Origin of the sequence: Promicromonospora sp. NPDC059942 (assembly GCF_042731755.1) — a bacterium.
Lineage (GTDB): Bacteria > Actinomycetota > Actinomycetes > Actinomycetales > Cellulomonadaceae > Promicromonospora.
Window position 1 is genome coordinate 12716 of record NZ_JBHWLR010000010.1, and the last position, 17920, is coordinate 30635.

The following is a 17920-nucleotide window of genomic DNA, read 5'->3' on the forward strand; positions in this document are numbered from 1 at the left end:
AAGCGTGAGCAGCAAGCGTGCGCCGTCGGCGCCGCCCCACATCGCCGGGTTCGAGTACAAGAAGCTGATCGGGTCCGGCGGCTTCTCGGACGTCTTCCTGTACGAGCAGCAGCGTCCGAAGCGGCTGGTCGCCGTCAAGGTGCTCCTCAAGGAGCACGCGAGCGACGCCCAGCGTGCGGCGTTCGACTCCGAGGCCGACCTCATGGCGGTCCTGGGCAACCACCCGTCGATCGTGACGATGTACGAGGCGAGCGTCGCCGACGACGGCCGCCCGTACCTGGCCATGGAGTACTGCTCGCGCCCCAACCTGGGCGCGCGGTACCGGTCGGAGCGCTTCTCGCTGGCCGAGGCGCTGCGCACCACGATCCAGATCGCGGGCGCGGTGGAGACCGCGCACCGGCTCGGCATCCTGCACCGTGACCTGAAGCCGGCCAACATCCTGGTGACGCAGTTCGGGCACCCCGTGCTGACGGACTTCGGCATCTCCTCCACGGTCGAGGAGGCCTCGGCCGCGGAGGGCATGTCCATCCCGTGGTCGCCGCCGGAATCGTTCGGCGACCCGCCCGTCGCGGGCAAGACGACGGACGTCTGGGCGCTGGCCGCCACCTGCTACACGCTGCTGGCCGGCCGCACGCCGTTCGAGGTGCCCGGCGGGTCCAACACGTCGGCGGACCTCGTGGCGCGCGTCGAGCAGGCGCCGCTGCCGCCCATCGGGCGCAACGACGTGCCGCCGTCGCTGGAGCAGGTGCTCCGCATCGCGATGGCCAAGCACCCCTCGTCGCGGTACCCGTCGGTGCTGGCGTTCGCCCGCGCGCTGCAACAGGTCCAGGTGGGCCTGGCGCGCGACATGACCCCCATCGACCTCCTCGACGAGACCGGTGCGGTCGCGGAGGAGGAAGAGGACGACGACGGTACGCGGCTGAAGAACGTCACGGCGATCGACCCGGGGCAGCGGCCCGCTCCCGGGCCGGCGCCCGTCGGCGGCCGGGCGACGTCGTCGGGCGGCTTCGCGCCGGCCACCCAGGGCACGTCCGGCTGGGCACCCCAGGCGGCTACCGCCGCGGGGACCCGCACGACCGTGCCCGCCCTCGACGTGCCGGTGGCCTCGGTCGGCTGGGAGGCGCCGCCCGTCGAGGAGACGGTGCACCGGACGCGGGCGCCACAGCTGCCCGTCGACCTGCCGCAGGAGGTCGTGCAGGAGAAGTCGTCGCCGTGGGGGACCGTGGCGCTGGTCGGCGGCGCCGTGGTGCTCGTCGCGGTGCTGGTCGTGGGCTGGTTCGCCCTGCAGAACGGCGGTGGAGACCCCGAGGACCCCGGGCAGACCCAGACGGTCGCCGGGGACCCGCCGCCCGCCCCCGGTGCGGGCTACGTGCCGCCGGTCCGCGAGCTGAAGGCCGAGGCGAAGGGCAACGAGGTCGTCTTCACGTGGGAGCCGCCGAAATCACGGGAGGAAGGCGACACCTACGGGTACCGTGTGCTGGCGCTGACCTCGCAGGACAGCTACCAGGCCGTCACGAACCCAACGGTGACCGTGACTCGTGCCGAGAGCGGCGACACGTGCATCGAGGTCGTGGTCATGCGTTCCGGCAAGGCATCGGCGGAACCGGCGCAGGAGTGCGTCCCGGCGGACTGAGGGGCACCGGCCGACCGGCCGGCTGACAGGGGGAGAAGAGGGGACGACGTGGGCGATCTCGCGCTCGAGTTCTGCGGTGAGTGGTTCCATCCCGCACAGGCGGAGGGTGGTTTCGACGTGGGCCGCGAGGGTGACCTCGCGATCGACGACAACCCCTACCTGCACCGACGCTTTCTCCGGGTGACGGAGGAGGACGGGATCTGGTGGCTCTCGAACGTGGGGTCCCTGATCTCGGCGACGGTGTGCGACGCGGGCGGCGGCGTGCAGTCGTGGCTCCCGCCGGGCCACCGCCTGCCCATCGTCTTCCCCACCACCTCGATCGTCTTCACGGCCGGCCCCACCACCTACGAGCTGACGGCCCAGCTCACGGACGCCCCCTACCACGAGGTCCGTTCCGAGGACCCCGACACCGGCGCCACCACCATCGGCGCCATCAGCTTCACCACCAGCCAGAAGCAGCTCATCGTGGTGCTCGCCGAGCCCATGCTGCGCCGCGAGGGCACCGGCCTGAGCGAGATCCCGTCCAGTGCGGACGCGGCACGCCGCCTGGGCTGGGCCACGACCCGGTTCAACCGCAAGCTCGACAACGTCTGCGAGAAGCTCGACCGGATCGGCGTCAAGGGGCTCCGCGGCGGCCCCGGACTGCTCGCCACCAACCGGCGCGCGCGGCTCGTCGAGTACGCCGTCGCCTCCCGGCTGGTGACCCCCGCGGACCTTCCACTTCTCGACCTGAAGGACGACGCCTGACGTGCGCATCAAGCTGACCCTCAACCGACCCGACGAGTCCGGCGTGAACGTCGCGGTCACCGCCGACGCCACCGCGACGGTACGCGACGTGGCCGAGGCCCTCTTCTCGGGCGACCCCACCCGCAACGGCGCCCCCGCACCCGAGAACCTCACGCTGCAGGTGGTGGGCGACGGCTCGACGAGCTTCACCAGCGGCCGGGTGCTGACCCCCACCAACGACCTGGTCCAGGCGGGCCTGCGCTCCGGGTCCGTGGTCTCGATCGTGCGCGTCTCCGAGCAGTTCGTGAACGCCGGGCAGGACCGCGGCACCGCGGTCGCGCAGCTGCGCGTCCTGGACGGGCCCGACGCCGGGCGGGAGTTCCCGCTGCCGGTCGGTACCACCTACATCGGGCGTGACCGCGGCATGGACGTCCGGCTCTCGGACGGGCAGGTCTCCAAGCGGCACGCCCGGGTGGTCGTCGGCGAGTCCATCGAGGTGCACGACCTCGCGTCCGCCAACGGCCTGGTCATGGGCGGCAAGCGGACGACGCGGGCCGTGCTGACGTCGTCGGACACCGTGACTCTCGGCGAGACCACGCTGTCCGTCGTGGCCCTGCACCGCTCGACCAGCCTGGTCCCGACCAGCCCGGTGGTGGAGTTCAACCGGTCGCCCCGCGTGGTCACCCGGTTCGGCGAGATCAAGATCAAGGCGCCCAAGCCGCCGAAGCCGGTGCAGCCGCAGCGCCTGCCCTGGCTGATGATGCTCGCGCCGATGGCGATGGGCGCGGCGATGTACTCCGTCACGCGCAACCCGATGTCGCTCATGTTCATGTTCATGAGCCCCGTCATGATGGTCGGGATGTACTTCGACCGGAAGATGTACGGCAAGAAGCAGTTCAAGGAGGCGTCGGAGAACTTCGAGCGTGCCGTGGTCGCCACCTCGGAGCGGATCGACGCCACCCACGCGGTCGAGCGGGCGGTCCGGCTCGCCGAGTCGCCGTCGCTCGCCGAGTCGCTCGACGCCGTCCGCCGCCTCGGCGGGCTCATGTGGACCCACCGTCCGGAGCACCGCAGCTTCCTGTCGGTGCGGTTCGGGCTCGGGTCGGCGCCCTCCCGCACCGAGTTCGACGAGCCGCGCGAGAACGACGCGGTGCCCGAGCACTGGCAGCGGGTGCTGGACCTGCAGCAGCAGTGCATCACCATCCACGACGTCCCCATGGGCGCCGGCCTCCGGTACGGCGGCAACATCGGGATCGCGGGGCCGAGCGGCATCGTCGAGCCGGTGGGGCGGTCCGTCCTGCTGCAGATCGCCGCGCTCCACTCGCCGGCCGACGTGGTCGTGACGGCCCTGACGTCCGCCCGCTCCCGCGCTGACTGGGAGTGGCTCGAGTGGCTGCCGCACACCGGCTCGCCGCACAGCCCGCTCGGGGCCTCCGACCACCTGGCCGACGACTCCGGCTCCGGCATCTCCCTGCTGACCCGGCTCGAGGAGCTGGTCGAGGGACGCGGCGTCAGCCTCGACGGCCACGCGCCGCTCGTCGGCGAGATGGACGCGGAGAAGAACCGCAACGAGGCTCCCCCCAAGCCCCTGCTGCCGTCGGTCGTCGTCCTCGTGGAGGACGACGCCCCGGTCGAGCGCGCGCGGCTCGTGCGGCTCGCCGAGCACGGCGCGGCGGCGGGCGTCTACGTGGTGTGGATCGCGCCCACGGTCGAGCAGCTCCCGGCCGCCTGCCGGACGTTCGTGCTGCTGAACTCGGACTCCGAGAACAGCGGCGCCATGACCGGCGAGGTGCACTACGGCCAGCTCGCCTACCCCGTGCGCTGCGAGGTCGCCGACCTCGCCACGGCGCGCGAGGTGGCCCGGATCCTGTCCCCGGTGGTCGACGTCGGCGCACCCACCGACGACGAGTCCGACCTGCCGCGTGCGGTGTCCTACCTGGCGCTGGCCGGCACGGAGATGGGCAAGGACTCGAACACCGTGGTCGAGCGGTGGCGGGAGAACCTCTCCCTCACCCCGCGCGACGGCTCGCCGCCGGTGCGGCGCAAGACCCCCACGAACCTGCGGGCGCTCATCGGGCACGACGGCGTGGAGCCGTTCCACCTGGACCTGCGCACGCAGGGCCCGCACGCCCTCGTGGGCGGTACCACCGGTGCGGGTAAGTCGGAGTTCCTGCAGTCCTGGGTGCTCGGCATGGCGGCCGCGCACAGCCCCGACCGCGTGACCTTCCTCTTCGTGGACTACAAGGGTGGCGCGGCGTTCGCCGACTGCGTGCACCTGCCGCACACCGTCGGCCTGGTGACGGACCTGTCGCCGCACCTCGTGCGGCGCGCGCTGTCCTCGCTCCGCGCCGAGCTGCACTACCGCGAGCACCTGCTGAACCGGAAGAAGGCCAAGGACCTCGCGTCCCTGGAGCGCACCGGTGACCCCGAGGCGCCGCCGAGCCTGATCATCGTGGTCGACGAGTTCGCGGCCCTGGTCGGCGAGGTCCCGGAGTTCGTGGACGGCGTGATCGACGTCGCCCAGCGTGGCCGGTCGCTCGGCCTGCACCTGATCCTCGCGACGCAGCGCCCCGCCGGTGTCATCAAGGACAGCCTGCGGGCGAACACGAACCTCCGCATCGCCCTGCGCATGGCCGACGAGCACGACTCCAAGGACGTGCTCGGCGACGACATGGCCGCGCACTTCTCGCCGTCGATCCCCGGCCGTGGCGCCGCGAAGACCGGCCCCGGCCGGCTCACCACGTTCCAGACCGGCTACGCCGGCGGCTGGACCAAGGACGAGCCTGAGCGATCGTCGCTCGACGTCGAGGAGATGGACTTCGGCACGGGCCGGCGCTGGGAGCTGCCGGCTCCCGAGGTCATCGAGAACGTCGACCCCGGGCCCAACGACATCGCCCGGATGGTCTCGACCATCCGCCGCGCGGCGTCCGAGGCCGGCGTGCCGACGCCCCGCAAGCCGTGGCTGGAGGAGCTGGCCGCCACCTACGACCTGGCGCTGCTCCCCAACCGGCGCACGGACTCGCAGCTCGTGCTCGGCGTGCTCGACAACCCGCCGCAGCAGGCTCAGCCGACCGTGCACTACGAGCCGGACACCGACGGCAACCTCGCGATCTACGGCACCGGTGGTACGGGCAAGAGCACGACGCTGCGGACCATCGCGGTGTCGGCGGGCCTGACGCACCGGGGTGGCCCGGTGCAGGTCTACGGCATCGACTGCGGCTCCGGCGGTCTGTCGATGCTGGAGAACCTGCCGCACGTGGGCGCGGTGATCGCCGGGGACGACGAGGAGCGCGTGACCCGGCTCATGCGCCGGCTGCGCGACACGCTGGACCAGCGCTCCGACCGATTCGCCGCCGTGCGGGCGACGACCATCGACGAGTACCGCCGCCTGGCGAACAAGCCCGACGAGCCCCGCATCATCGTGCTCGTCGACGGCATCGGGGCCTTCCGCGAGGCCTACGAGAACATCACGGCCCGCGGGTTCTCGATCTTCGGCACCTTCACGCAGCTCGCCACCGACGGTCGACCCGTCGGGATCCACCTCGTCATGACCGGTGACCGTGCGGTCTCCGTGCCGCCCTCCCTCGCCTCCACGGTGCAGAAGCGCATCGTGCACCGGATGGCGAAGGAGGACGACTACATCATGCTGAACGTCCCGAAGGACGTGCTGACCCCGGCGTCCGCGCCGGGGCGGGCGATCATGTACGGCCAGGAGGCCCAGATCGCCGTGCTCGGCGGGGACTCCAACGCGGCGGTGCAGTCGCGCGAGCTGGCCCGGCTGGAGCAGACGATGCGCACGGTGGGCGGCGTGCCGCAGGCGCCCGGCATCGAGCGGCTGCCCGACACGTTCACGCTGGACCAGCTGCCGCAGCGCACCGGGGAGCTGGCCACCATCGGTCTGCGCGACCTCGACATCGCGCCGGTGGGCCTGCCGCTGCGCGGCCCGCTCATGGTGGCGGGCCCGCCCGGATCAGGTCGGACGACGGCGTTCGTGACGCTCGCGACCGCGCTGCGCAGGAACGGGGCCGGGCGGCTGGTGTACCTGTCGTCGCGGCGGTCCAGCCTGTCGGCGCTGGACCTCTGGGACATGCAGGCGTCCTCCCCGGAGGACGTCGTGGAGGCGCTCAAGGAGCTCACCACGCTCCTCGAGAGCGATCGGACGACCCCCGGTACGCTCACCGTGATGGTCGAGAACTACACCGAGCTCACCGGCACGCCGGCGGAGAAGCCGATGGAGGCGTTCGTCAAGCTCGCGTCCCGCAAGGACCAGCTGGTCGTCGGTGAGTCGGAGTCGTCCACCTGGAGCAAGGCGTTCACGTTGGCGGGGCCGTTCAAGTCCGGCCGCAACGGCCTGCTCCTGACCCCCGGGGACTCGGACGGCGACGTGCTCATGAACACGCCGCTGGGCCGGATCCGGCGCAAGGACTTCCCGCCCGGCCGTGGCTTCCTCGTCACCGCCGGAAGGGCAACCAAGATCCACGTCGCCCTCCCGGGCTGACGTGCAGGGGATGGGGAGTCCTCCCCATTCCGCCTTGTCACGGGCCGTGAAATAGTTCGTGACGTCGCAGAATCGGAGGCTGTCCTCGGGACAGCCACAGACAAAGGAGCATGGCATGGTCGCAGAGGGTGGCAACGTTTTCGGTCTTGATGTCGAGGCAGTCAAGAGCCTCGCCAACACGCTCCGGACGCAGGCCGAGGGTGTCCGCCAGGTCGTCCAGACCATCACGAGCCAGATGGCCCAGACCCAGTGGAACGGCCCGGACGCCGTCCAGTTCCAGGAGGAGTGGGACGGTACCCACGCCACCAAGCTGAACGAGATCGCCGCCGCGATCGAGGCCTACGGCACCACCGCCGACAACAACGCCTCGATGCAGCAGGACACCTCCAGCTCGTACTGATCGAGCTCGAGCTGTCCGGTCGGGCCCCCGCACTCGCGAGGCCCGGTACAAGAGGTGCGGGACCGTCGTCGGTCCCGCACCTCTTGAGTCAGTAGCGAGCCAGATCCGGGCCAGGCCCAGCGCCGTCATCGGCGGGACGTGAGGAGAACCATGTGAGCGGCGAAATGTACGGCGCCGATATCGAGTCGCTGCGCCTGCTTGCCGACAAGATCGACGAGGGCAGCGAGACTCTCGAGACCGTCGTCACGACGGTGACGGCCGTGATCCCGGAGTCGGAGAACGGCTGGCACGGCCCGGACGCAGAGGGCTTCCGCGACGAGTGGAACAGCAACCACCTCGCGAAGCTCAAGGAGACGGCCACCGCGCTGACCGAGGTCGCGACCAAGGTGCGCGCGAACGCGGACGCCCAGGCGGCGACGTCGGACGACTACGCGGGTGGTGGCGCCGGAGCGGGTATCGGTATCGGCGCGGGTGCTGGAGCAGGCGCCGGAGCCGGGGCCGGTGCCGGCGGCGGTGAGGGTGGCGGCGAAGAGGGCGGCGGCGGCCCCTCCTTCTCGGGCAACGGCCCGGAGGGCGAGTTCGAGCGGAACAACAGCGAGTACACCTCCGAGCGCCACGGCACCTACGACGAGAACGGCAACTTCACGCCGAGCGGCACGGACGCCGAGGGCAACCCGATCGACGCGGCCAACGGCAAGGGCGACCCGAACGCGAACATCACGCTCGCCGAGGGCGAGGTCGAGGGATTCGTCGGCGCCGAGGCGGGCGTCGAGGGCGAGTTCGGCTCCGAGGACGGCGCGCACGGTTCCGGCGAGGCCTCGGTGCAGGCGGGTCTCGGTGCGGAGGCGAGCGGTTCGGTCGGCCTCAACGAGAACGGGCTGACCGCCGAGGGCGCAGCAGGTGTGTCGGCGGGCGCGACCGCGAGCGCGAGCGGACAGGTCGGATACGGCGAGCACATCAGCGCCGAGGGCAACGCCGAGGCCTTCGTCGGCGGGCGCGCCGAGGCCGAGGCCGGTATGACGCTGGGCCCGGAGGGCCTCGGTGTCAGCGCCGGTGGCGAGGCGTTCGCCGGTGGCCAGGCCTCGGCAGGCGCTTCCGGTACGGTGGCCGGCGTGACGGCCGGTGCCGAGGGTGAGGTCTACGCCGGTATCGGCGTCAAGGCCAACGCAGACATCGACGTGGGCTGGGACAACGTCGGGGTCGACTTCGAGCTCGGGGCCGCCCTGGGTGTCGGGGCCGGGTTCTCGGTGTCGTTCGACGTCTCGCCTGCTGACACGGTCGACGCAATCGCTGACGCCGGTGGCGCAGCACTCGATGGCATCGGTGACTTCACCGGACTCTGGTGACCCGTTCCGGAAACCTGATTGGATAACAGCATGAGCACAGTCACCTACCCGAGCGAGACCTTTCCCGGTTTCCCCGAGGTCGTCATGGACTGCCCCGAGGGCTGGGCCCCGCGCTCCTTGCCGGAGGCCCAGATAGCGATCCTCCAGGAGCGCCCAGAGGGTGAGTTCCGGCCGAACGTGCTGGTCGTCATCCAGCGGCTGAGCCCGGAGCAGACCTTCGAGGCGGTCGTGCAGCGGGCACTCGCCAAGTTCGAGTCGCTGCCGGGCTACAAGGAGGTGGGCCGGGTCAAGACCACCGTCTCCGGTCTGCCGGCCCTCCGCGTCGAGGGCGCCTGGACGAGCGACTCGACGGGCACGATGGCGCAGGCGCTCCGCCTGGCCGTCGTCGAGCACGACGGGGTACGCGACGTGGTCGAGATCACCGGCACCTGCGCGGGATCCCAGGCCAAGGAGGTGTGGTCGACCGTCAGGGCGATCCAGGACAGCGTAGAGCTGGCGAACGGATGAGCGGCGCGCAGGACCCCTCGTCCGACAAGCAGTTCGCGGTAGCCAGCCGGCGCATCGTCTTCGTCGTCGGCTCCATCCTGTTCGTCGGCGCCATCCTCCTCTTCCTCAACGGCCAGGTGGCGCTCGGCATCGTCCTCCTCGTCGTCGCGGCGGCCGCGGTCGTGTGGCGTGGTATCTGGACCGTGCGGCGCGGGCAGCGCGCGCTCGCCGAGGTCGAGCGGGCGGAGGTGCCGGACGGCGCGGTCCGCGCCCCCGGCGCCCCGGCGCCGGTGGAGGACGTCGTGGCGCAGCTCGTCGGGATGAACAGCGACGGCCTGCCCTACCAGATCGACGCGGAGCGGACCCCCAAGGGGGTGCGGGTCACCGTGCAGTGGAAGCACGAGGAGATGCGCTGGCAGACCCTCTTCGTGCGCGGGTCGCAGGCGTTCGCGTGGCGGATGGAGGTCGACCTCGACCCGGCCACGGCGCACTACAAGTTCGTCGAGCACTCCGGGAAGGCGTCGGTTCGCGCCGCCGCCGGCCCGATGGGGGCGACGGCCTACGGCAACTGGACGTGGCAGAAGGGCAAGACGGCCGGTGGCACCTCGGCATCCTTCGTCGAGGGCGCCGACGGCCAGGTCCGCGTGGTCGGTCAGACCGGCGACCGCACCTCGTGGGAGGGCGCCGTCATGATCAAGCCGGCCGACGCGAAGGTGCCGGTGTTCACCGTCCTGCGGAACAACGGCTGGCGGCCGCCCCGGGACTGGTCCGGAGCGCGGATGTTCGAGAAGTAGGAGCCGGCCCGGGCGGGCCGGCTTCACGTCGTATCGCACCCCGGTGGCGCCCACCGATGCGGCGCCACCCCAATGGAAGTGAGTGATTCATGCGTTCCCGTCGTTCCATCCTGGCCGCAGTGACGGCCCTGCTCCTCGCACCGGCGCTGGCGGCCTGCTCGTTCTCGGCCGGCGAGCTCGAGCCGATCGGCGGGGAGTCCGGGGCAGCGGAGTCGCCCGCAGAGTCGCCTGCCGCGCCGGAGGCGGGCGCGGAGGTGCAGACGATCACCGCGGAGCACCTCACTGCGCAGGTCCCGGCCGACTGGGAGTCGATCGGCGACGCCGACGGCTGGTCCTACGTCCACCAGCTCACCAACAGCGAGGGCGGGGTGGCCGGCCGCATCGGGTTCATCCCCGGTGGTGCGGCCATGACCGCGCCGGAGGCCATCGACTGGTTCATCGGCCAGATCAAGGGCAAGGGCTCGACCAACGAGAACTACGCACCGGTCACCACGCTCCGTACTGGGGACGACCGGGCCAACACCTCCTACACCTACGACTCCGCGGGTCAGGAGTACACGGCCGTGGTCTGGGCCATCACCGACGCCAACGGGATCCCGTCCCTGATCCAGCTCTCCGGTGCTCCGGACGTGCTGACCACGGACCTCGTCGCGCAGGTCGACGCGAGCCTGGACGTCACGGGCAACTGGGAAGGCACGACCAACTGATCGAACCCGTCCGGGGGTGGTGCGGTGACCTTCGGGTGCCGCACCGCCCCCGACGCGTTCTCGTCTCACCCTGATCTCGAACGAAGGGCGTGCCCCATGAGAAGCACCCGAGAGCACCCGGCCGACGTGGTCGCCCGATGAGCGGCCTCGGTCGGTGGAGCCTCTGGATCGGTCTCGGTCTCATCGTGGTCACGGTGCTGGCCAGGGTGCTCGACCTGATCCCGGTGACGGTGATCGCGGGCATCCTGGGCCTGATCGCGGTCGGCATCGCGGGTTACGACTGGCTCTACGAAGCGACCTCGAGGGCGGAGCTCCGGCGTCGGGCGGCCCGGGTCCGGCGCGAACGTGAGCTGGGGCGCTAGTCTCTCGTCCGTCGGGGGGCAGGGTGTCTTCCACGTCTGTCGGGAAGGCAGCTGCGATGGTGGGTAGTAGATCTGTTACCGGTGACGGGGTCACGCGGAAGGTCCGCCGGATCGCGGCGGAGCTTCCGGAGCTCGGCGAGATCCGCCACGTCGAGGCCAACCCGCCGTCGCCGAAGGCGTGGTGGGTCACCATCGCGGCCGGACTGGTCTTCACGGTGCTGCCCGCGCTCGGGAACGGTGACGTCGTCGACTCCCTCGTCCAGGGCGTCGCGATGGTCCTGCTCGCCTGGCTGATCCTCGGCTACCTGGGCGCGGAGAAGGTCGTGGTGCTCGACCGTGGGCTCCTGATCGGCTCGTTCGCCCTGTTCCTCAGGCCCCGCGTGGTGCCGTTCGACCGGTTCGACGCCGGTTCGATCACCGCGGTGCGGCCGGGGTGGAAGCTCGCCGGGATGCTGGGCGGCCACACTCCCCTCACGACGGGCCGCACCACCGTGTGGGCCTGGAACGGCGTGGCGTTCGTCGCGGCGCTGGGTGCGACCGCGCGGCGGCGCGACGCCGACGCCTCCGGCATCTTCCGCGCGGAGGACCCCGAGCGGCGGGATCGGCTCGTGTGGTGGTTCGGCACCTGGCGGCAGCCCGACCGGCTGGTGGGCGCGCTGGAGTCCGCCCTGGTGGACTTGGGGCATCCGGTCGCGGGCTTGTCCCAGCGGGTGCTGCCCATGGTCCGGATCAGCGGTGTTCCTGCCGACGCGGCCACCCAGGTGCCCCGGCTCGTGGCGGCGCTGGAGCGTGCAGCATGAGCGCCGAACGCACGGTCATCAGATGGAGCCTGTGGATCGGCGTCGGGCTCATCGTCGTCGCCTTGATCGCCCGGGCGCTGGACCTCATCCCCGTCACCGTGATCGTGGGGCTCCTGGGCCTGCTCGCGCTCGGCTTCGCGGGGTACGGGGCGCTGGACGAGGCGGCCAGTCGCGCCAGCCTCCGGCGTCGGGCGGACAGGGTGAAGCGGGAGCGCGAGCAGGGCCGCTGAGCCCGGAACGCGAGGATTCTCACAGTAACCCCACGTCCACCCCCTGAACCGGGGGTGAGGTGCGCCTTACCCGGTCGGTAGAATCGGTAGCGGCCTTCGCTTCCCTTGTCCTCGACCGGAAGGCGCCCCTTCGTGAGCACCACCCGACCCTTGCGCGTCGCCGTCGTCGGCGCCGGCCCCGCCGGCATCTACGCGAGCGACATCCTGTCCAAGTCCGACCTCGACGTCAGCATCGACCTGTTCGAGCGCCTCCCGGCGCCGTTCGGCCTGGTGCGGTACGGCGTCGCGCCGGACCACCCGCGCATCAAGCAGATCATCGTCGCGCTCCACAAGGTGCTGAGCCGCGGGGACATCCGCCTGCTGGCCAACGTCGACTACGGCGTGGACCTGAAGCTCGAGGACCTCCGCCAGTTCTACGACGCCGTGATCTTCTCCACCGGGTCCATCAAGGACGCCGAGCTGGACGTGCCGGGCATCGACCTCGACGGCTCCTACGGCGCCGCGGACTTCGTGTCCTGGTACGACGGCCACCCCGACGTGCCGCGCACCTGGCCGCTGGAGGCGGAGCAGGTGGCCGTGATCGGCGCCGGCAACGTCGCGCTCGACGTGGCCCGCATCCTCGCCAAGCACGCGGACGACCTGCTGCCCACCGAGATCCCGGCCAACGTGCACGAGATCCTGAAGACCTCCCCGGTCACCGACGTGCACGTGTTCGCGCGGCGCGGCCCGGCGCAGGTCAAGTTCTCGCCGCTGGAGCTGCGCGAGCTGGGCCACGTCCCGGACGTCGACATCGTCGTGTACCCGGAGGACTTCGACTTCGACGAGGGCTCCGAGGCGGCGATCAACTCGTCGAACCAGACCAAGCAGGTCGTCAAGACCCTCGTGGACTGGACGCTCAAGGACCCCGCGCAGAACACGGCGTCGCGCCGGCTGCACCTCCACTTCCTGCACGCCCCGGCCGAGGTGCTCGGCGAGGACGGCAAGGTCGTCGGGCTCCGCACCGAGCGCACCGCGCTCCAGGGCGACGGCACCGTCAAGGGCACCGGCGAGTTCGTCGAGTGGCCGGTCCAGGCCGTCTACCGGGCCGTGGGCTACTTCGGCTCGTCCCTTCCGGAGATCCCGTACGACGACGTCAAGGGCGTCATCACCAACCGCGAGGGCCGCGTCGTCGACATCGACGGCAACCAGGTGCCCGGTGTGTACGCGACCGGCTGGATCAAGCGTGGCCCGGTGGGCCTCATCGGCCACACCAAGTCGGACGCCTCGGAGACCATCCGCCACCTCGTCGAGGACGTCACGGGCGTGGCCGACGGCGAGGCGCCCGGCGACCTGACCGGCGGCCGCACCGCGCCGCAGGGCACGCCGGAGGCCGTCACCGAGTTCCTCACGGGCAAGGGTGTCCACTTCATCGAGTGGTCCGGCTGGGAGCTCCTGGACGCGCACGAGCGGGCGCTCGGCGAGGCCGCGGGCCGCGAGCGGATCAAGGTCGTCCCGCGCGACGAGATGGTGAGCATCAGCCGTAAGTCGTAGGCCGCTCCCCGTTGCCATCCAGCGAACGTGCCCGGAAGACTCAGGTCTTCCGGGCACGATCGTTTCCTGAGGGCGGCAGGCCCGGGGAACCCCGGACCGGGCTGGCGCGTTCGGGTGGGAGGAAAGGAGTGCGATGCACAGGCACTACAACGGGCTGAAGACCGCCGCGCTGTTCGGTGGCATGTGGGCCGTGATCCTCGGGTTGTGGGCGCTGTTCGGCAGGAGCTCGACCACACTGTGGATCTTCGTGCTGATCGGACTGGCGACCACCGCCTACGGGTACTGGAACTCCGACAAGCTGGCCATCCGCGCGATGCACGCGTACCCCGTGACCGAGCTGCAGGCGCCGGAGATGCACCGCATCGTGCGCGAGCTCTCCACGGCGGCGCGCCAGCCGATGCCCCGGCTCTACATCTCGCCCACCAAGGCACCCAACGCGTTCGCCACCGGGCGCAACCCGCAGAACGCCGCGGTGTGCTGCACGGAGGGCATCCTGGAGCTCCTGAACGAGCGCGAGCTGCGGGGTGTGCTGGGCCACGAGCTGATGCACGTCTACAACCGCGACATCCTGACCTCGTCGGTGGCGGGCGCGCTGGCCGGCGTCATCACCGCCCTGGCGCAGTTCCTGCTGTTCTTCGGCGGCGGCGACCGCCGCGAGGGCGGCAACCCGCTCGCGGCGCTCGCCATGGCTCTGCTCGCCCCGATCGCGGCGATGCTGATCCAGATGGCGATCTCCCGGACGCGCGAGTACGACGCCGACGAGGACGGCGCCCGGCTCACCGGTGACCCGCTAGCCCTGGCCTCCGCGCTGCGGAAGCTGGAGCAGGGCACGCAGCGCGCGCCGCTGCCGCAGGACCGCGACCTGACCAACGTCTCGCACCTGATGATCGCCAACCCGTTCCGCGGTGCCGGCATCGGGCGCCTGTTCGCCACGCACCCGCCGATGCCGGACCGCATCCGCCGGCTGGAGGCGATGGCGGGCGGCCCGTCCGCCGGCTACAACCCGGGCGGCCCGACGTCCGGCCCGGACTGGGGCACCCCGCCCGGGATGCTCTGAGCCCACCCGCCCGTCGTCCGTCCGGCCGCCGACCTCACCCGCGCAAAGCGTTCGTCGGGGTCGGCGGGGGCGGATACGGTGAGCAGATTCCGACCGGGCGTGCAGGGGCGCCCGGGTGTTACGCAGAAGGAGCACCACATGGCCGACTCGTCGTTCGACATCGTCAGCAAGGTCGACCGCCAGGAGGTCGACAACGCGCTGAACCAGGCCGCGAAGGAGATCTCGCAGCGGTACGACTTCAAGAACGTCGGCGCATCGATCACCTGGACCGGCGAGAGCATCCTCATCGTCGCCAACTCGTCGGAGCGGGTGCTCGCGGCCCTCGACGTCTTCGAGACCAAGCTGGTCAAGCGCGGCATCTCGCTCAAGTCGCTCGACCTCGGTGAGCGCGAGCCCAAGCCGTCCGGCAAGGAGTACCGCCTCGGGGCGACCCTCAAGGAGGGCCTGGCCGGGGAGTCCGCGAAGAAGGTCACCAAGATCATCCGTGAAGAGGGCCCGAAGGGCGTCAAGACGCAGATCACCGGTGACGAGGTCCGCGTGACCAGCAAGTCGCGCGACCAGCTCCAGGAGGTGCAGAGCCTGCTGAAGGGCTCGGACCTGGACTTCGCGCTGCAGTTCACGAACTACCGCTGACGGCTCGTCCGTCGGTCGGCGCGGGCGGGCGGGCGGTCACCGGGACTCCGGTGGCCGCCCGTCCCGCTTGTCACGGGTTCCGACCTCAGGCGCTGGCCCCGAGCTCCACGGCCAGCTCCATGCAGCGCAGGCGGGCCGGGGAGAAGTCGTAGGGCATCTTCCCGACGGCCCCGAGCGCGCTCATGGTCCTGTGCCCGCCGTCCGGGATCTCGCCGGCGTCCCAGGAGTCGAGGAGCGCATCGTCACCCTCGTCCAGGCCGGCCTCCTCCATGGCGGCCTCCAGCTTCTGTTCGAAGACATGTCGTTCAGCGGCCACCTGGGCCACCCGGGGGTCGTCGACGGCGACCGTGTCGTCGAGCGCCTCCTCGGCGGCGTCGACCCGGTCGGACTCCGCTCGCAGGTCCGGACTGCCGGCCAGAGCGATGAAACGGGTGGCCTGGATCGCCGCGCCGAGCGGGCCGAAGATCCGCTCCGTGACCAGCAGGGTGTCCAGGTCCGCCTGGCGCAGGGAACCCTCCGGCAGGTTCGCGAGGCGGTCCGTCACGACGTCGGAGAGCAGGCCCGCCCTGCTGCCCCGGGTGCGCATCCGCTGCACCGCGGCCCGCTGTCGGCGCAGCTCTGCCTCCTGGGCGACGAGGGTCTCGTCCAGCCGTTCCAGGACAGCCGCGATGTCGTCGTCGTCGGAACCGGCGGGAGCCGACCCGGCGGGCGCTGCGCCGGCGAACGCAGCACGGATGTCGTCCAGGGCGATCCCGGCGTCCGCCATCCTGCGGATCCACAGCAGCCGGACCATGTCGTCGTAGCCGTAGCGGCGGCGGTCGTCACCGCCCCGCTCGGGCTCGGGGAGCAGGCCGATCTCGTGGTAGTGACGGATCGCCCGCGGCGTCGTGCCGGCGAAGGCCGCGGCGTCGCCGATCTTGACCTGGCGGGGCGGGACGAAGGACGGATGCATGGGGTGAGGCCTTCCTCGGCGGAACGGGACGTGAACCCACCGCACCACATCCCGCTACGAGAGGTGCAACCCCCACCCACCCCGCTGACTCGGCATGCCCACCATGCCGAGTCAGTCGGCCGGTCGGACCACCTCGCTGACTCGGCAGGTGGCCCTGCCGAGTCAGCGAGGTGGGCGGTCAGCCGGCGTGCACCGGCTCCGCGACGCGGTCGGCGTGCCCGGTGCCCGAGGCGGCGGCCGCCCCGCCCTCCGCGGGCGGGGTGTGGGCCAGCGAGAGCCCCTGGCCGCGCCGTCGGAACAGCAGGGCCGACAGCACCGCGCCCACGGCGAAGAACCCGGCTCCCCACCAGTACGCGGTGGAGTAGCTCTCGATCGCCGCCTGGGCGCCCACCGCAGCGGTCACGGGCGCGTGGGCGGCGAGGTAGTCGGCCGCCGCGGTGGCGGCCAGCGTGTTGAGCAGCGCGGTGCCGATGGAGCCGCCGACCTGCTGGCTCGTGTTCACCATGGCCGACGCGACGCCGGCGAACTCCCGGTCCACGCCGAGCGTGGCGGTCTGCATCGACGCGGGCATGATCGTGCCCATCGCGAAGCCGATGACCATCAGGCCCGGCAGGACATTCGTGGCGTAGGTGCTCGACGCGTCCAGGAACGTGAGGTCGATCATGCCGATCGCGCCCAGCGTCATGCCGATCGGCACCAGGAGCTTGGGCCCGAACCGGGGCACGAGCAGGTTGGTGCCGAGCTGTGCGGCGAGCACCAGCATGCCGATCATCGGCAGGAACGCCAGGCCCGTGCGGATCGGCGTGTACCCGAGCGTGAGCTGCAGGTAGTAGGTGACGAACAGGAAGATGCCGAACATCCCCGCGCCGGCGATCAGCACGGAGAGGTACGACGCGCCGCGGTTGCGGTCGAGCACGATCTTCAGCGGCAGGAGCGGGTGCGCGGCGCGCGTCTGCCAGCCGACGAACGCGATCAGCAGCACGCCCGAGGCGGCCAGCAGGCCCCACGTCAGGGGTGCGTCCCAGCCGCCGGTCTCGGCGTTCGAGAAGCCGTAGACCAGGCCGAACAGCGCGCCCGAGACGAGCAGCGTGCCGGGCACGTCCAGCCGCGGCCGCGGGCCGCTGCGGGCGATACGCGGGATGAACATCGACGCGCCCACCAGGGCGATCGCGGCGATGAAGACGTTGATGTAGAGGTTCCAGCGCCAGTCGAGCGACTCCGTCAGTACGCCGCCCAGCAGCAGCCCGACGGCGCCGCCGGCCCCGGCGATGGCGCCGAAGACGCCGAACGCGCGGGCGCGTTCCCGCGGGACGGTGAAGGTGGTGGTGAGCACGGCGAGTGCCGTGGGGGCGAGCAGCGCGCCGAACGCGCCCTGCAGCGCGCGGGCGGCCACGAGCAGCTCGAAGGAGCCGGCGGCGCCGCCCAGGCCCGAGGCGAGGGCGAACCCGATGAGCCCGATCACGAAGGTGCGCTTGCGGCCGATGAGGTCGGAGAGGCGGCCGCCGAGCAGCAGGAGGCTCGCGAACGTGAGGGAGTACGCGGTGATGACCCACTGGCGCTGACCGTCGGAGAACCCGAGGTCGGCCTGGGCCGAGGGGAGAGCGATGTTCACGACGGTCGCGTCGAGCACGACCATCAGCTGGGCGAGCCCGACCACGACGAGCGTGATCCAGCGACGACTGTCCGTCGCGGGGGTTGAAGTCTGGGACATGCTTCGCAGCATATACGGAACTAACGAGTTCCGGATACAGTTAGTTCAGTATTAA

Annotated in this window: 16 protein-coding genes; 14 read left to right on the forward strand and 2 right to left on the reverse strand. The window is 71.4% G+C overall.

The features are described 5' to 3' along the window. The first annotated feature begins 4 nt into the window (after positions 1-4). From ACFV9Q_RS17065 to ACFV9Q_RS17130, 14 genes are all read left to right on the forward strand, one after another. Positions 5-1633 carry a serine/threonine-protein kinase gene (locus ACFV9Q_RS17065; protein WP_377235389.1) on the forward strand — a complete coding sequence of 543 codons (1629 nt, stop codon included), beginning with the start codon at positions 5-7 and terminating at the stop codon, positions 1631-1633. 48 nt (positions 1634-1681) lie between these two features. Further along, complete coding sequence (locus tag ACFV9Q_RS17070) at positions 1682-2380, forward strand: hypothetical protein (protein ID WP_377235390.1); 699 nt, start codon at positions 1682-1684, stop codon at positions 2378-2380. Position 2381: 1 nt separating this feature from the next. Further along, on the forward strand, positions 2382-6857 hold the full coding sequence (locus tag ACFV9Q_RS17075; protein WP_377235391.1) for an FtsK/SpoIIIE domain-containing protein: 4476 nt from the start codon (positions 2382-2384) through the stop codon (positions 6855-6857). Between the two features lie 115 nt (positions 6858-6972). Further along, positions 6973-7257 carry a hypothetical protein gene (locus ACFV9Q_RS17080; protein WP_377229380.1) on the forward strand — a complete coding sequence of 95 codons (285 nt, stop codon included), beginning with the start codon at positions 6973-6975 and terminating at the stop codon, positions 7255-7257. 152 nt (positions 7258-7409) lie between these two features. Beyond that, entirely contained in the window at positions 7410-8603 is a 1194-nt protein-coding gene (locus ACFV9Q_RS17085; protein ID WP_377235392.1) for a hypothetical protein, read from the forward strand. Between the two features lie 30 nt (positions 8604-8633). Next, positions 8634-9110 carry an LpqN/LpqT family lipoprotein gene (locus ACFV9Q_RS17090; RefSeq protein WP_377235393.1) on the forward strand — a complete coding sequence of 159 codons (477 nt, stop codon included), beginning with the start codon at positions 8634-8636 and terminating at the stop codon, positions 9108-9110. Further along, positions 9107-9883, forward strand: a complete 777-nt coding sequence (locus ACFV9Q_RS17095) for a hypothetical protein (protein ID WP_377235394.1) — start codon at positions 9107-9109, stop codon at positions 9881-9883. Before ACFV9Q_RS17090 ends, ACFV9Q_RS17095 begins: the two co-directional genes overlap by 4 nt. An 89-nt stretch (positions 9884-9972) precedes the next feature. Continuing rightward, positions 9973-10590, forward strand: coding sequence for a hypothetical protein (locus ACFV9Q_RS17100; RefSeq protein WP_377229384.1), 618 nt, complete (start codon positions 9973-9975; stop codon positions 10588-10590). Positions 10591-10727: 137 nt separating this feature from the next. Then, positions 10728-10952, forward strand: coding sequence for a hypothetical protein (locus ACFV9Q_RS17105; protein WP_377235395.1), 225 nt, complete (start codon positions 10728-10730; stop codon positions 10950-10952). 56 nt (positions 10953-11008) lie between these two features. Further along, positions 11009-11752 carry a hypothetical protein gene (locus tag ACFV9Q_RS17110; RefSeq protein ID WP_377235396.1) on the forward strand — a complete coding sequence of 248 codons (744 nt, stop codon included), beginning with the start codon at positions 11009-11011 and terminating at the stop codon, positions 11750-11752. After that, complete coding sequence (locus ACFV9Q_RS17115; RefSeq protein ID WP_377235397.1) at positions 11749-11982, forward strand: hypothetical protein; 234 nt, start codon at positions 11749-11751, stop codon at positions 11980-11982. The genes ACFV9Q_RS17110 and ACFV9Q_RS17115 overlap by 4 nt, the downstream gene beginning before the upstream one ends. A gap of 132 nt (positions 11983-12114) precedes the next feature. Next, entirely contained in the window at positions 12115-13512 is a 1398-nt protein-coding gene (locus ACFV9Q_RS17120) for an FAD-dependent oxidoreductase (RefSeq protein WP_377229387.1), read from the forward strand. 133 nt (positions 13513-13645) lie between these two features. After that, complete coding sequence (htpX, locus tag ACFV9Q_RS17125; protein WP_377229388.1) at positions 13646-14569, forward strand: zinc metalloprotease HtpX; 924 nt, start codon at positions 13646-13648, stop codon at positions 14567-14569. Positions 14570-14707: 138 nt separating this feature from the next. Further along, complete coding sequence (locus ACFV9Q_RS17130; RefSeq protein ID WP_377229389.1) at positions 14708-15202, forward strand: YajQ family cyclic di-GMP-binding protein; 495 nt, start codon at positions 14708-14710, stop codon at positions 15200-15202. An 85-nt stretch (positions 15203-15287) separates the two neighbouring features. On the opposite strand, the gene ACFV9Q_RS17135 is transcribed toward ACFV9Q_RS17130, so the two are convergent. Beyond that, positions 15288-16154, reverse strand: a complete 867-nt coding sequence (locus ACFV9Q_RS17135; protein ID WP_377235398.1) for a MerR family transcriptional regulator — start codon at positions 16152-16154, stop codon at positions 15288-15290. Positions 16155-16332: 178 nt separating this feature from the next. Further along, on the reverse strand, positions 16333-17865 hold the full coding sequence (locus tag ACFV9Q_RS17140; RefSeq protein ID WP_377235399.1) for an MFS transporter: 1533 nt from the start codon (positions 17863-17865) through the stop codon (positions 16333-16335). Positions 17866-17920 lie beyond the last annotated feature (55 nt).

What these genes read in the sequence shown, in the direction of transcription:
- ACFV9Q_RS17080 (WP_377229380.1), top strand. Translation starts at nt 6,973, where the DNA reads ATGGTCGCAGAGGGTGGCAACGTTTTCGGTCTTGATGTCGAGGCAGTC.
- ACFV9Q_RS17100 (WP_377229384.1), top strand. Translation starts at nt 9,973, where the DNA reads ATGCGTTCCCGTCGTTCCATCCTGGCCGCAGTGACGGCCCTGCTCCTC.
- htpX (WP_377229388.1), top strand. Translation starts at nt 13,646, where the DNA reads ATGCACAGGCACTACAACGGGCTGAAGACCGCCGCGCTGTTCGGTGGC.
- ACFV9Q_RS17095 (WP_377235394.1), top strand. Translation starts at nt 9,107, where the DNA reads ATGAGCGGCGCGCAGGACCCCTCGTCCGACAAGCAGTTCGCGGTAGCC.
- ACFV9Q_RS17140 (WP_377235399.1), bottom strand. Translation starts at nt 17,865, where the DNA reads ATGTCCCAGACTTCAACCCCCGCGACGGACAGTCGTCGCTGGATCACG.
- ACFV9Q_RS17110 (WP_377235396.1), top strand. Translation starts at nt 11,009, where the DNA reads ATGGTGGGTAGTAGATCTGTTACCGGTGACGGGGTCACGCGGAAGGTC.
- ACFV9Q_RS17130 (WP_377229389.1), top strand. Translation starts at nt 14,708, where the DNA reads ATGGCCGACTCGTCGTTCGACATCGTCAGCAAGGTCGACCGCCAGGAG.
- ACFV9Q_RS17135 (WP_377235398.1), bottom strand. Translation starts at nt 16,154, where the DNA reads ATGCATCCGTCCTTCGTCCCGCCCCGCCAGGTCAAGATCGGCGACGCC.
- ACFV9Q_RS17090 (WP_377235393.1), top strand. Translation starts at nt 8,634, where the DNA reads ATGAGCACAGTCACCTACCCGAGCGAGACCTTTCCCGGTTTCCCCGAG.
- ACFV9Q_RS17115 (WP_377235397.1), top strand. Translation starts at nt 11,749, where the DNA reads ATGAGCGCCGAACGCACGGTCATCAGATGGAGCCTGTGGATCGGCGTC.
- ACFV9Q_RS17105 (WP_377235395.1), top strand. Translation starts at nt 10,728, where the DNA reads ATGAGCGGCCTCGGTCGGTGGAGCCTCTGGATCGGTCTCGGTCTCATC.